At 73.1% G+C, this 12,997-nt stretch carries 11 protein-coding genes; 7 read left to right on the top strand and 4 right to left on the bottom strand.

From position 1 onward, the window contains the following. The first annotated feature begins 104 nt into the window (after window positions 1-104). Both V5D56_RS18275 and V5D56_RS18270 read left to right on the top strand, forming a co-directional pair. A complete protein-coding gene (locus tag V5D56_RS18275; protein WP_435736688.1) occupies window positions 105-1,604 on the top strand; it encodes a phosphomannomutase/phosphoglucomutase in 1,500 nt (499 codons plus the stop codon). Next, window positions 1,601-1,789, top strand: a complete 189-nt coding sequence (locus tag V5D56_RS18270; protein WP_435736687.1) for a Trm112 family protein — start codon at window positions 1,601-1,603, stop codon at window positions 1,787-1,789. Before V5D56_RS18275 ends, V5D56_RS18270 begins: the two co-directional genes overlap by 4 nt. Before the next feature lie 69 nt (window positions 1,790-1,858). On the opposite strand, the gene V5D56_RS18265 is transcribed toward V5D56_RS18270, so the two are convergent. The 3 genes from V5D56_RS18265 to V5D56_RS18255 all read right to left on the bottom strand — a co-directional run bounded on the left by V5D56_RS18265 (window position 1,859) and on the right by V5D56_RS18255 (window position 5,131). After that, complete coding sequence (locus V5D56_RS18265; RefSeq protein WP_435736686.1) at window positions 1,859-2,797, bottom strand: glycine betaine ABC transporter substrate-binding protein; 939 nt, start codon at window positions 2,795-2,797, stop codon at window positions 1,859-1,861. A gap of 118 nt (window positions 2,798-2,915) precedes the next feature. Continuing rightward, window positions 2,916-3,785: an ABC transporter permease gene (locus V5D56_RS18260; RefSeq protein ID WP_435736685.1), complete on the bottom strand. Its 870-nt coding sequence runs from the start codon at window positions 3,783-3,785 to the stop codon at window positions 2,916-2,918. Continuing rightward, window positions 3,782-5,131 carry a quaternary amine ABC transporter ATP-binding protein gene (locus tag V5D56_RS18255; RefSeq protein ID WP_435736684.1) on the bottom strand — a complete coding sequence of 450 codons (1,350 nt, stop codon included), beginning with the start codon at window positions 5,129-5,131 and terminating at the stop codon, window positions 3,782-3,784. Before V5D56_RS18255 ends, V5D56_RS18260 begins: the two co-directional genes overlap by 4 nt. A 571-nt stretch (window positions 5,132-5,702) precedes the next feature. On the opposite strand from V5D56_RS18255, the gene ahcY reads away from it, so the two are divergent. The 4 genes from ahcY to V5D56_RS18235 all read left to right on the top strand — a co-directional run bounded on the left by ahcY (window position 5,703) and on the right by V5D56_RS18235 (window position 11,113). Then, window positions 5,703-7,262, top strand: coding sequence for an adenosylhomocysteinase (gene ahcY / locus V5D56_RS18250; protein WP_435736683.1), 1,560 nt, complete (start codon window positions 5,703-5,705; stop codon window positions 7,260-7,262). A gap of 94 nt (window positions 7,263-7,356) precedes the next feature. Beyond that, a complete protein-coding gene (locus V5D56_RS18245; protein WP_435736682.1) occupies window positions 7,357-8,826 on the top strand; it encodes a sensor histidine kinase in 1,470 nt (489 codons plus the stop codon). A gap of 32 nt (window positions 8,827-8,858) precedes the next feature. Further along, window positions 8,859-9,518, top strand: a complete 660-nt coding sequence (locus V5D56_RS18240; protein ID WP_435736681.1) for a response regulator transcription factor — start codon at window positions 8,859-8,861, stop codon at window positions 9,516-9,518. A gap of 206 nt (window positions 9,519-9,724) precedes the next feature. Further along, a complete protein-coding gene (locus V5D56_RS18235) occupies window positions 9,725-11,113 on the top strand; it encodes an acyltransferase family protein (protein ID WP_435736680.1) in 1,389 nt (462 codons plus the stop codon). On the opposite strand, the gene V5D56_RS18230 is transcribed toward V5D56_RS18235, so the two are convergent. After that, window positions 11,025-11,843 (bottom strand): RDD family protein, encoded by an 819-nt coding sequence (locus V5D56_RS18230; protein ID WP_435736679.1) that lies wholly within the window; start codon window positions 11,841-11,843, stop codon window positions 11,025-11,027. The genes V5D56_RS18235 and V5D56_RS18230 overlap by 89 nt on opposite strands. A gap of 80 nt (window positions 11,844-11,923) precedes the next feature. Here V5D56_RS18230 and V5D56_RS18225 point away from each other — a divergent pair, with 80 nt between their 5' ends. Then, a complete protein-coding gene (locus V5D56_RS18225) occupies window positions 11,924-12,913 on the top strand; it encodes a stage II sporulation protein M (RefSeq protein ID WP_435736678.1) in 990 nt (329 codons plus the stop codon). Window positions 12,914-12,997: the final 84 nt, after the last annotated feature.

The raw sequence follows: 12,997 nt of genomic DNA, 5'->3' as shown, positions 1-12,997 counted from the left end.
CGATGAGGTCTCCGGCCAGGGTAGCCGAGGGCCTCCGACCGCCGGGGCACCCCGCGCGCGTGGGCCGGGGGGAGCTCACGGCCGGTCCCCACTAGTGTTGTCGGGTGACCACGAGCGATCTCTCCCACCTCATCAAGGCCTACGACGTCCGCGGTACCGTCCCGGACCAGCTGAACGCGGAGGTGACCCGGGCGATCGGCGCCGCGTTCGCCCAGGCCGTCGTGCTCCCCGAGGCGCCGGTCGCGGGCGGTGACGTGGCGGCGCGGCCGAGCGTCGTCGTCGGGCACGACATGCGCGACTCCGGCCCGGAGCTCGTGGACGCGTTCGCCGCAGGCCTCGCGGACGCGGGCGTGGACGTGACCCGGATCGGGCTCTGCTCGACGGACGGGCTGTACCACGCGTCGGGCGTGCTCGGTGTGCCGGGCGCGATGTTCACGGCGAGCCACAACCCCGCCGCGTACAACGGCATCAAGCTGTGCCGCGCGGGTGCGCGACCCGTCGGGCAGGACTCGGGCCTCGCCGAGGTCCGCCGCCTCGCGGAGGGCTTCCTCGACGACGGTCTGCCGTCCGCTGTCGGCGAGCGCGGCGTCGTCTCCGACCGCGAGATGCTCGCCGACTACGCGGCGTTCCTCCGCGACCTCGTCGACCTGTCCGGCATCCGCCCTCTCAAGGTGGTCGTCGACGCGGGGAACGGCATGGGCGGGTACACCGTCCCTGCCGTCCTCGGGACCGGCGCGGGCCTGCCGGCGCTGCCCCTCGACGTCGTCCCGCTGTACTTCGAGCTCGACGGGACGTTCCCGAACCACGAGGCCAACCCGCTCGACCCGAAGAACCTCGTCGACCTGCAGGCCGCGGTCGTCGAGCACGGCGCCGACCTCGGGCTCGCGTTCGACGGCGACGCGGACCGCTGCTTCGTCGTCGACGAGCAGGGCGCCCCGGTGTCGCCGTCGGCGATCACGGCTCTGGTGGGGCTGCGGGAGGTCGGCAAGGAGCTCGAGGCGGGCCGTACGCCGACGGTCATCCACAACCTCATCACGTCGCGCGCGGTGCCCGACTTCCTCGGCGCGGCCGGCGCTCGGACCGTGCGCACGCGCGTCGGGCACTCGTTCATCAAGGCGCAGATGGCCGACAACGACGCCGTGTTCGGCGGGGAGCACAGCGCGCACTACTACTTCCGCGACTTCTTCTTCGCGGACACGGGCATGCTCGCCGCGATGCACGTGCTCGCGGCCCTCGGCACCCAGCCGCACCCGATGTCGGCCCTCGGGGAGATGTACGAGCCGTACGTCGCCTCGGGCGAGATCAACTCCACCGTGGCCGACGTCCCCGCGGCACGGGCCCGCGTCGTCGAGGCCTACGTAACGCAGCAGGGTGCCGGACCGGTCGACGTCGACGAGCTCGACGGCCTGACCGTCTCGCACTGGGACTCCCACCCCCAGTGGTGGTTCAACCTGCGTGCGTCGAACACGGAGCCGCTGCTGCGGCTCAACGTCGAGGCCGCGGACCAGGACATCCTGGAGAAGGTGCGCGACGACGTCCTGTCGCTCGTGCGCGCGTCCGACGGCCCGGCGTCGGGCACCACGACGAGCGAGGAGCGAGCATGAGCCGCCAGATCGACCCGTGGGTGCGCGAGGCCCTGCGCTGCCCCGTGACGGGCGCGACGCTCGTTGACGGCACCGGACCCAACGGCGCTCCCGAGCTGCACTCGACGGACCCGGAGCGACCGCTGGCGTACCCGGTGCGCGACGGCATCCCCGTCCTGCTGGAGGACGACGCCCGGGCACTCTGAGCCCCTGTCACGCGCACGAAGGCCGGCTCCCTGGAGGGAGCCGGCCTTCGACGTCGTGAGAGGTGCGGGTCAGACGCCCGCGGCGTCCTTGAGGTCGTCGACGAACGTCGGGTTGGCCTCGAGCCACGCCTCGACGGCCGCGTCCTCGTCGGCGTGCTCGTCGGAGTTGAACATCATGTTCTCGAGCGAGAACAGCTGCTCGTCGTCCAGCTCGAACGCGCCGACGAGCTTCGTGAGCGTCGGGTAGCGGTCCTCGAAGTCGGCGGCGCCGTACGTGTGGATCTCCTCGGCGTCGCCGAGCGTGCCCTCGGGGTCCTCGAGGTCGCGGACGGGGAACTCGTCGTAGGCCCAGTGCGGGCGCCACAGCGTCACGGCGATGTTCTCGCCGGAGCCGGTCGCGCCCTTGAGCTCGGCGAGCATCGCCGGGGTCGAGGAGATGGTGTAGTCCATGCCCTCGAGCCCGTAGGTCGGGATGACCTCCTCCTGCGTGACCTTGGTCAGGCCGGCGCCGGCCTCGATGCCCACCAGCTTGTTGCCGTACTCGTCCGCCATGGTGGCCAGGTCCTCGAGCGACTGCGCGGGGGAGTCCTCGTTCACCGCGATGGTGAGCTTCGCGTCGTCGTACCAGACGCCGAGGTCGGTGACGTCCTCGCCGTACTCCTCGAGGTACGACGCGTGCGTGATGGGCAGCCACGTGTCGAACAGCAGGTCGAAGTCGCCGCCGGCGAGACCGGTGAAGACGATGCCGATGTCGGCGGTCTGCGTCTCGACGTCGTAGCCCTCGTCCTCGAGGATCGCCTTCCACAGGTGGGAGACGGCGATGCCCTCGTCCCAGCCGGACGGGATGCCGATCGAGACCGACGTCTCGTCCTCGCCGGTGGAGGCGTCGCCCGAGTCACCGGACTCGGTGCCGGACGCGCAGGCGGACAGGCCGAGGCCGAGGACGGCGGCGGTGGCGACGGCCGCCGTGCGGCGGGCGGTGCGGTGGGTCGTGCGTGCGGGGGTCATGCGTTCCTTCCTTGGGCCCGGTCGGGCCCGGTCGGTGGTGCCCGGCGGCGCGACGTCGTGCGCCGTGCCGCCGGACGGGCCGGGCCGTGCCCGTGGCGTGGGCCGGCCCGCAGACGGCTCAGACGCGTGCTGCGGCGAGGGCCCGGGAGACGGGGGCGCGGTCGGCGAGGGCCGACGTCACGCGGTCGAGGAACATCGCGAGGATCACGACGGACAGGCCGGCCTCGAAGCCGAGCGCGACGTCGATGCTGCTCAGCGCCTGGACGACGGGCTGCCCGAGGCCGCCGGCGCCGACGAAGCCGGCGATGACGACCATCGACAGCGACAGCATGATGACCTGGTTGACGCCCGCCATGATCGTGGGCATCGCGAGGGGGAGCTGGATCTGGCGCAGGATCCGTCCGGGGGTCGAGCCGAACGCGTGGCCGGCCTCGACCACCTCCTTGTCGACCTGGCGGATGCCGAGCTCGGTGAAGCGCACGCCGGGCGCCATCGCGAACACGATCGTCGCGATGATCCCGGGGACGGGGCCGGTGAGGAAGATGACGACGGTCGGGATGAGGTAGACGAACGCCGGCATGGTCTGCATGAAGTCGAGCACCGGTCGGACGGTGCGCGAGACCCGGTCGTCGCGTGCCGCCCAGATGCCGAGCGGTATGGCGATCGCGAGGGTGATCGCCGTGGCCAGCAGCACGAGCGCGAGGGTGTCCATCGCGTTGTCCCACTGGGCGACGCCGGCGATGACGACGAAGCCGACGAGCGAGCCCACGGCGAGCTTCCACCCCTTGGCGGCGAGGGCGACGCCCGCGAGCACCAGGGCCACGACCCAGAACGGAGGGGTCGCCAGGACCGTCTCGAAGACGTCGTAGACGCTCGTGAGCACGTCCTTGACGACGTCGAAGACGGGGTCGAAGACGTCGGTCACCCAGTCGACGAAGGACTCGATCCACTGGCCGAGGGGGAAGCGGGGAACGAGCGTGCCGGTCATGCCGCACCTCCCTCGGTGGGGGCGTCGGCGTGCTCGACGGGGGCGTCCTGGGTCGTCGACAGGTCGATCTCACCGGTCCTGGGCTGGTCGCCCGGCACCATGGCCTCGAGCAGCGTCACGCGGGGCACGACGCCGACCAGGCGACCCTCTCCGTCGGTGACCGCGACCGGCAGCGGGGACTCCGCAGCGGGCGCGAAGATCTCCGCGAGGGCGGTGTCGGGGGAGACGGGCGCGACGCCGTCGCGCACGATGCCGTCGAGCGACTCCTTGCCGGCCTTGAGCGCGGCGACCGCGTCGGCGTCGCGCACGACGCCCTGCAGGCGGCGCTGGCGGTCGACGACGTACGCGGCCGACACCTGCGCCTCGCGCATGGTGCGGCTCGCCTGGCGCGGACCGCCGCCCATCGGGACGACGACGGCCGGGCGCACCATGACGGACGACGCCGTGAGGACGCGCGTGCGGTCCACGTCGGCCACGAACTGGGCGACGTAGTCGTTCGCGGGGTCGGAGAGGATCTGCTCGGCGGTGCCGATCTGCACGATGCGGCCGTCGCGCATGACGGCGATGCGGTCGCCGAGGTGCATGGCCTCGTTGAGGTCGTGCGTGATGAAGACGATCGTCTTCCCGAGCGTCTGCTGGAGCTCGAGGAGCTGCTCCTGCATCTCGCGGCGGATCAGCGGGTCGAGCGCGCTGAACGCCTCGTCCATGAGCAGCACGTCGGTGTCGGCGGCGAGGGCGCGGGCGAGCCCGACGCGCTGGCGCATGCCTCCGGAGAGCTGCGACGGCAAGGAGTCCTGCCAGCCGCCGAGGCCCACGAGCTCGAGCGCCTGCTGCGCCTTCTCGCGGCGCTCCGCCTTGCCCATGCCCTGGATCTCCAGGGGGTAGGCCGCGTTGTCGAGCACGGTGCGGTGGGGAAGGAGCGCGAAGTGCTGGAACACCATCGACACGTGCTGGCGGCGCAGCGAGCGCATCTGCTGCGCGTCGGCCTGGGCGAGGTCGGTGCCGCCGAGCAGCACGTGGCCCGAGGTGGGTTTCCACAGGCCGTTGAGCATGCGGATGAGCGTCGACTTGCCGGACCCGGAGAGGCCCATGACGACGAAGATCTCGCCCTGCTGGACGTCGAAGCTCGCGTCGATGACCGCGGCGGTCCCGAGAGGCTTGACGTCGTCGCGCGACGCGCCCTGCTCGAGCCGGCGCACGGCCTCGACGGGCCTGCGCCCGAAGACCTTGTAGACGTCGCGGACCGAGAGCGCGGTCTCGCGCTCGGCAGGGTTCGTGCCGTGTCCGCCGGGACCTCCGGCGGGTTCCGCGGGTCCGGGTGGTGCCGTGGTGCTGAGAGCTGTCATGCGGCGGTGTCGCCACCTTCCGTCCGTGGACCGGCGTGCCCGTGCGCCGGACGGGTCACCCCGGGCGGGGGACGTCGACGGTGGCACGGGACGAGGTCCCGGTGCGAGGACGGCCTCCTTCGGGCGGCTCGTCCGGCCGGCGCCCTGCTGGGCCGGCGCACACGGGACCTCACGCTGATCCGATGTCCATCGGTTCCCCAGCACCCTGCCTCAATCCAGGCCGAATTGAAACCGAGGTCCCGTGATTCCGGGACGTTTGCAGGTGGATCCTTGACCCAAGATCGTTGCGAGGATGCGGATAGCGCCGGATCGCGGATCGTTATCTCTTCGTGATCTTGATTCGGTCAAGAGATCGTGCTACCGCGCGCGCCCGCGCGCGCTCAGCGTTCTCGGCCGTACCGGTCGACCGGGGCACGTCGACCGAGACTCGCCGGGGCGCTCGCGAGAACCCGTCCCGACCGCCTCGTGGCGTGCTGGGTAGGGTGGGGGTGTCCGTCGGCGAGGTCGACGGGCAGGCGCGGACGGGAGCCCCCAGCGCAGACCTCGACCGTGATCGTCCCCAAGGAGAATCATGTCCACGACGGCGCCAGCCCCCACCACGGCCCCCGGCTTCGACGAGCTCCCCGGCCGCTACAAGGTCCGGGACCTCTCGCTCGCCGAGGCCGGACGCCACCAGCTCCGCCTCGCCGAGCACGAGATGCCCGGCCTCATGGCCCTGCGCTCCGAGTACGGCGCGTCGCAGCCCCTCGCCGGCGCGCGCATCGCCGGGTCGCTGCACATGACCGTCCAGACCGCCGTGCTCATCGAGACGCTCGTGGCCCTCGGCGCCGAGGTGCGCTGGGCGAGCTGCAACATCTTCTCGACGCAGGACGAGGCCGCTGCCGCCGTCGTCGTCGGCCCCGACGGCACGCCCGAGGACCCGCGCGGCGTGCCCGTGTTCGCCTGGAAGGGCGAGAGCCTCGAGGAGTACTGGGACTGCACCGAGCAGATCCTCGTGTGGCCGGGCGAGGGTGCCGCCGGCCCGAACATGATCCTCGACGACGGCGGCGACGCGACGATGCTCGTGCACCTCGGCCTGCAGTACGAGCGCGCGGGCGTCGTCCCGCCCGACACGCTGCCGGGCGAGCCGGACCACACGCACGAGATGAACGTCGTGCGCTCGGTCCTGCGCCGCGCGCTCGAGCAGGACCCGCTGCGCTGGACGACGATCGCGCAGGCGATCCAGGGCGTCACCGAGGAGACCACGACGGGCGTGCACCGCCTGTACCAGCTCGCCGAGGCGGGCGAGCTCCTCTTCCCGGCGATCAACGTCAACGACTCGGTGACCAAGTCGAAGTTCGACAACAAGTACGGCATCCGGCACTCGCTGCCCGACGGCATCAACCGCGCGACCGACGTCCTCATGGGCGGCAAGGTCGCGTTCGTCGCCGGCTACGGCGACGTCGGCAAGGGCGCCGCGGAGGCGTTCCGCGGCCAGGGCGCGCGCGTCATCGTCTCGGAGGTCGACCCGATCTGCGCGCTGCAGGCCGCGATGGACGGCTACCAGGTCGCGCGCATCGAGGACGTCCTCGACGAGGCCGACTTCTTCATCACCACGACGGGCAACAAGGACGTCATCCGCGCCGACCACATGGCCGCGATGAAGAACAAGGCCGTCGTGGGGAACATCGGGCACTTCGACAACGAGATCGACATGGCCGGCCTGGCCGACCTCCCGGGCGTCACGCGGACCGAGATCAAGCCGCAGGTCCACGAGTGGACCTTCCCCGCCGGCACGGCGGACGACGGCACGCAGCGCGCGGAGCGGTCGATCATCGTGCTCTCCGAGGGCCGCCTGCTCAACCTGGGCAACGCCACGGGTCACCCGTCGTTCGTCATGAGCAACTCGTTCTCCAACCAGGTGATCGGGCAGATCGAGCTGTACCGCGACGCCGTGGACTCGGCCGAGGCCGGTCGCGAGCGGTCTTACGAGCACCAGGTGTACCGCCTGCCGAAGGTGCTCGACGAGAAGGTGGCGCGGCTGCACCTGGACGCGCTCGGCGTGCGGCTCACGGAGCTCACCGCGTCGCAGGCCGACTACCTCGGGGTGCCCGTCTCGGGCCCGTACAAGCCCGAGCACTACCGCTACTGAGAGCGAGCGCGCCGGGCCGGCGGGGGATGTCCCCCCTCCGGTCCGGCGGACCGCTCCCTGGTGGAGGCGCGGCCGGTGTCGCCAGACTGGCACCATGATCGCCGTGACCCCTGACCAGCCGAGCGTCCTCCCCGCGGGCGAGCCGTCGTCGGGCCCTCCCGCGACGGCACCCGAGCCGGGCGCGCCCGCCGTTCCCGCGACCTTCGCCGGGACGAGCCCCGACCCGCGCTACGTGGACCACCGCCGGCAGGTCTCCTTCCTGCGCGCGCCGTTCGCGGGCAGGACCTGGCGCGAGTACGGGTACCTGTGGCTCGCGCTGCTGCTCGCGCCGTTCGGCCTTGCGTACGCGCTGTTCACCGTGTCGTTCCTCGCGGGGATGCTCGTCACGGTGCTCGGGATCTTCGTCGCCGGCGGCGTCGTGCTCGGTGCGCGCGGCTGGGGGTCGATGTACCGGTCGATGGCACGCACCATGCTCGACGTCGACGTCGCGGCACCCGGACCCTACGTCCGGCCGCGCGGCTTCTGGCGCACCCTGTGGAGCGGTGTCGGCGACGCGACCGGCTGGCGCGCGGTGCTGTACCTGCTCGTCACCTTCCCGCTCGCGCTCGTCTCGTTCGTCGCGAGCACCGTGCTCCTCGCCGTCGGCCTCGGCGCCATGACCCACTGGCTCTGGTCGCGCTGGCTGCCGCTCCAGCAGGCGAGCGACGGGACGTGGCACCGCGGCGCCTCGTTCGGCACCGACTGGTTCGTCGACACGCCGGTGCGTCAGCTCGGGTTCGTGCTCGTCGGAGCCCTCCTGCTCTGGGTCTGGCCGCACGTGACGCGCGCGTTCGCGCACCTCTTCCGGGTCCTGACCGTCGCCCTGCTCGGCCCGACCCTGGCGAGCCTGCGCGTCGCGGACCTCGAGGAGTCCCGCGGTCGCACGGTGGAGGACGCCGACGCCAAGCTGCGGCGCATCGAGCGCGACCTGCACGACGGCACGCAGGCACGCCTCGTCGCGGTCGCGATGCAGCTCGGGGAGGCGAAGGAGCAGCTCGCGACCGGTCGCGACGCGAGCGAGGCGCTCGACCTCGTCGACCTCGCGCACTCCTCGACCAAGGAGGCGCTCGTCGAGCTGCGCGAGCTCGCCCGCGGCATCCACCCGCCCGCGCTGGACAACGGCCTCGCGGTCGCCCTGGAGACGCTCGCCGCCCGGTCTCCGCTGCCGGTGACGGTCGACGTCGACCCGGCCGTCGAGGCGTCGGGCCGGCTCGCGCCCGCGGTCGAGTCGATCGCGTACTTCTGCGTCGCCGAGCTCGTGACCAACGCGGTCAAGCACGCGCGTGCCACGGGCGTGTACGTGCTCGTCGAGCGCCAGGGCACCGGTCGGGGCGCGCGGCTGCGGCTGCGCGTGCGCGACGACGGGCAGGGCGGCGCGCGCGTGGTGCAGCCCGGGTCTGACGGCCAGCGGTCCGGTCTCGCGGGCCTCGCCGAGCGCGTGCGGTCGGTCGACGGCTCGTTCGAGCTGACGAGCCCGGTCGGTGGGCCCACCGTCGTGACGGTGCTCCTGCCCGCGCGCGTGTGAGGATGGCCGCGCACCCCGACGGAAGGACATCGATGCGGCTCGTCATCGCCGAGGACTCGGCCATCCTGCGCGACGGGCTCGTCGCGCTCGTCACGCGCCGCGGCCACGAGGTCGTGGCCGACGTGCCCGACGGCGACGCGCTCGTCGCCGCGGTGACGCGGCTCGCCGCGCAGGACGCGCTGCCCGACGTCGCGGTCGTCGACATCCGCATGCCGCCGACGTTCACGGACGAAGGCCTGCGGGCGGCCCTCGCGCTGCGCGCCGCGCACCCGGGTCTCGGTGTCCTGCTGTTCTCGCAGTACGTCGAGACGCGCTTCGCGAGCGAGCTGCTGACGGGCGGGGCGCAGGGGGTCGGCTACCTGCTCAAGGACCGCGTCGCCGACGTGAGCGAGTTCGTCGACGCGCTCACGCGCATCGCGGCGGGACAGACGGTGCTCGACCCGGAGGTCGTCAGCCAGCTCATGGGCGCCTCGCGGTCCGACGACGGTCTCGCGCGCCTCACGCCGCGCGAGACCGAGGTCCTCGAGCTCATGGCCCAGGGCCGGTCGAACTCCGCGATCGCCGAGGCGCTCTTCCTCTCCTACGGCGCCGTCGAGAAGAACGTGACGTCGATCTTCGGCAAGCTCGGGCTCCCGCAGGACGCGGGCGACCACCGCCGCGTCCTGGCGGTGCTGCGCTACCTCAAGATCTGAGCCGATCCCGCTCGACCTGTCAGCGCCCCACCGGTCCGTGCACCGGTGGGGCGCTGACACGTCGGGGGACCGGGGGAGAACCCCCGTGCGGTCGGGCGGCTCGCCCCGCAGCGCTCGGGGGGAGGGTCCCGTTCCAGGTCAGAGGGGACTTCTCAAGACTGGTGGAAGCCGGATGACGCCGGCTCCCACCGACCGAGGAGCGTCTCGTGACCACCCTGCTCGACCCACCCCGCTCGCCGCGGCAGGCCCGCGCGCAGCACCCGTCCGCGGCGGCCCCGACGGCCGGGCCGCGCACCGCCGTCGGGCAGCGCGCGGCCGCCGACGGCGACGACCGCGCCGACCGCGCCGGCAGACCGCCGCGCGACGTCTTCGTCGACGCGGTCCGGGCGCTCGCGACCGTGTGCGTCGTGACCGCGCACTGGCTGATGGCCGACGCGACGTGGGACGGCCAGCGCCTCGAGCTCGGCAACGCGCTCGCGCACGGGCACGGCTGGGCCGTGACGTGGGTGCTGCAGGTGCTCGCCCTCCTGTTCTTCGCGGCGGGCGCGTCAGCCGCGTACGGGTTGCAGCGCGGTCCCGACGGCGCGACCCCCTCCGGTCTGCGGCTCGTCACCCGGCGCCTGCCGAGGCTCCTGCGGCCCGTCGGGGTCTTCGTCGGGGCGTGGGTGGTCGTGGTGGGCGTCCTCCTCGCCCTCGGGCTGCCCGACGACGCGGTGCTGACCCTCGCACGTCTCGCGCCCCAGCTCCTGTGGTTCCTCGGCATCTACGTCCTGCTCGTCGCGCTCACGCCGGTCCTGCGGCGCGCGCTGCACGCCGCGGGATGGTGGGCCGTCGCCGGGCTCGCCGTGGTCCCGCTCGCGGTCGAGGCCCTGCGCTTCGGGGCGGGCCTCGAACGCCTCGCGCTCGTGGACGTCGTGCTCGTGTGGGCCGTCCCGTACCTCGTCGGGATGCTCTACGCGGACGCTCGTGCCGGGCTGCGCGTGGTGCGCCGGGGACGCGTCGTCCCCGTCGCGGCCGTGCCGTCCCGGGCCGTGCTCGTCGCGGTGGGTGCAGGGGCGCTCGCCCTCGCGGCGCTCCTGGTCGCCGTCGGGCCGTACCCCGTGTCGCTCATCGGGATGCCGGGGGACGCGATGTCGAACCTCGGTCCGCCGACGGCGCCCGTCCTGCTGCACGCGATCGGTCTCGTCGCGCTCGTGCTGGCCGCCCGCGGTGCGCTCGTGCGCTGGGCGGACGGCCGGGGGAGTGGCGTCGTGGCGGCGCTCGCGGCCCGCTCGATGACGGTCTACCTGTGGCACGTCACCGCGATGATCGCGGTCGTGGCGTTCGTCCTCGTGGTCCTCGGGACGCCGCTCCCGGAGCCGGGCTCGGCCGACTGGTGGGCGAGCCGGCCGTTGTGGTTCGGGGCGTTCGGGCTCGTCCTCGTGGGGATCGTGCGCGCCGCCGGGCGGTTCGAGAGCGCGGCGACGCGTCCGCGCGGCACGCGGCCGGCCGACGCCGCCGGACCGGTCACCGCGACGGGTCGGGCACCGAGTACGGCAGCCGGTGCAGCATCTCGGCCTGCTCCGCCGCGAGCACCTGCTGGCGTCGCGCGGTGACCCAGTCACGGTCCCGGCGGGCGGCGAGCACGGCCATCAGGAACGCCTCGGGGTGCGTCCCAGGCGGTGGCCCGGGGGCGACGTACCTCTCGATCTGCCCGGCGAGCTCCTGCCCGAGGCGTGCCCGCGACGCCGGATTGAGCCGGTCGACGCGCGCGAGGAACTGCCGGGCGGCGAGCGCCAGGCCGTCGGGGAGCCGGCGCATGTCGGCGTGCGACGCCCAGGCCTGGAGGTACGGCGGCATCACCAGCGGTGCGAGCGTCGCCCTGCCTCCCCGGACGCGGATCGCGTACGTCCCCGCCGCCATGTCACCGAGCCGCTTGCCGCGGTCGTTGGTCAGGGACGCGACGAGCGCGACGGTCCCGAACGTGAGCCACAGCTCGCCGACCCCCACGAGCGCCCGCAGGAAGGCGTGCCGGAAGCGGACGGGGCCGCCGTCGTCGCGCACCACGCGGATCCCGAGGGCGAGCTTGCCGAGCGAGCGGCCGCGCGTGAGGGTCTCCACGGTCGTGGGGATCACGACCATGACGAGCACGAGGATCGCGATGAGGATCGCCGGCCCGTAGTCCGGGTCGACGAAGGACAGCGAACGGGACGCGACGAGCGAGAGCGCGACGAGGAGGACCCCGATCGCGACGAGGTCCAGGAAGAACCCGAGGCCTCGGGAGAGGAAGGACGCGGGCCGTGCGTCGAGGACCACGCCCTCACCGATCAGGATGCCGTCGCGCACGTCGCTCCTCGTCTCGTCTCGTCCGTCCTGCCGGGCCGTCGCGCCACCGGGCGACCGTCCCGTGTGGCAGGGTATCGGTCGTGGACCTCGACGCCTTCACCGACGTGCACCGCGCGCAGTGGGACCGCCTGGAGGCGCTGACGAAGCGGCGATCGCTCGACGGCGCGGAGGCGGACGAGCTCGTGCGCCTGTACCAGGCCGTGGCCACGCACCTCTCGACGATCCGGTCGGTCGCGCCCGACCCCGTGCTCGTCACGCGGCTCTCCGACCTCCTGGGCCGCGCCCGCACCCGCATCGCGGGCGCGCACGAGCCGGCCTGGCGCGACGTCGTGCGCTTTCTCGTCGTCTCGCTCCCCGCAGCGCTGTACCGGATCCGCTGGTGGTCCGTGGGCGTCACGACGGCGTTCCTCGTCGTCGCGCTGGTGGCGGGCGTGTGGGTCGCGACGACGCCCGAGGGGCTCGCGTCGATGGGCCCGCCGAGCGTCCAGGAGGAGTACGTCCAGAACGCGTTCGCGTCGTACTACGACCCGGGGCTCGACTTCGCGGCCGTCGTGTGGACGAACAACGCCTGGATCGCCGCGCAGTGCATCGGGCTCGGGATCACCGGCATCTACCCGGCGTACGTGCTGTTCTCGAACGCGGTCGCCGTCGGGTCGACGGGCGGGATGATGGCCGCGCACGGCGAGCTCGACCTGTTCCTCACGCTCATCGCGCCCCACGGCCTGCTCGAGCTCATGTCGATCTTCGTCGCGGGTGCGGCCGGGCTGCGGATCTTCTGGGCCTGGGTCGACCCGGGGCCGTTGCCGCGGTCCCGTGCGCTCGCCCAGGAGGGGCGTGCGCTCGTCACGGTCGCCATCGGCCTGACGATCGCGCTCGCGGTCTCGGGCCTCATCGAGGGCTTCGTCACCGGGTCCACCATGCCGTGGTGGCTGAAGATCGTCATCGGCGCGATCGCGCTCGCCGCCTTCTGGGTCTACACCATCGTGCTCGGCCGTCGTGCGGTGCGCGCGGGCGAGACCGGCGACCTCTCGGCGGACCACGCGGGCGACGTCGCCCCGGTCGCGGCCTGACGCCTGCCGCACCTCCCGCGAGCTCTGGCGCGCGCGACGTCGCCCGGGCCGCGCAACGCACCGCTGCCGGCGGTTCCACGAGGA

The organism is Cellulosimicrobium sp. PMB13, from assembly GCF_051294865.1.
Classification (GTDB): Bacteria; Actinomycetota; Actinomycetes; order Actinomycetales; family Cellulomonadaceae; genus Cellulosimicrobium.
Note: the sequence above shows the minus strand (reverse complement) of the source record. Positions and strands in the feature narration are given on the sequence as shown.

Bases quoted from the DNA above. Each gene is read 5' to 3' on its own strand.
- V5D56_RS18270 (WP_435736687.1), top strand. From the start codon at position 1,601: ATGAGCCGCCAGATCGACCCGTGGGTGCGCGAGGCCCTGCGCTGCCCC.
- V5D56_RS18265 (WP_435736686.1), bottom strand. From the start codon at position 2,797: ATGACCCCCGCACGCACGACCCACCGCACCGCCCGCCGCACGGCGGCC.
- V5D56_RS18260 (WP_435736685.1), bottom strand. From the start codon at position 3,785: ATGACCGGCACGCTCGTTCCCCGCTTCCCCCTCGGCCAGTGGATCGAG.
- V5D56_RS18255 (WP_435736684.1), bottom strand. From the start codon at position 5,131: ATGACAGCTCTCAGCACCACGGCACCACCCGGACCCGCGGAACCCGCC.
- ahcY (WP_435736683.1), top strand. From the start codon at position 5,703: ATGTCCACGACGGCGCCAGCCCCCACCACGGCCCCCGGCTTCGACGAG.
- V5D56_RS18245 (WP_435736682.1), top strand. From the start codon at position 7,357: ATGATCGCCGTGACCCCTGACCAGCCGAGCGTCCTCCCCGCGGGCGAG.
- V5D56_RS18240 (WP_435736681.1), top strand. From the start codon at position 8,859: ATGCGGCTCGTCATCGCCGAGGACTCGGCCATCCTGCGCGACGGGCTC.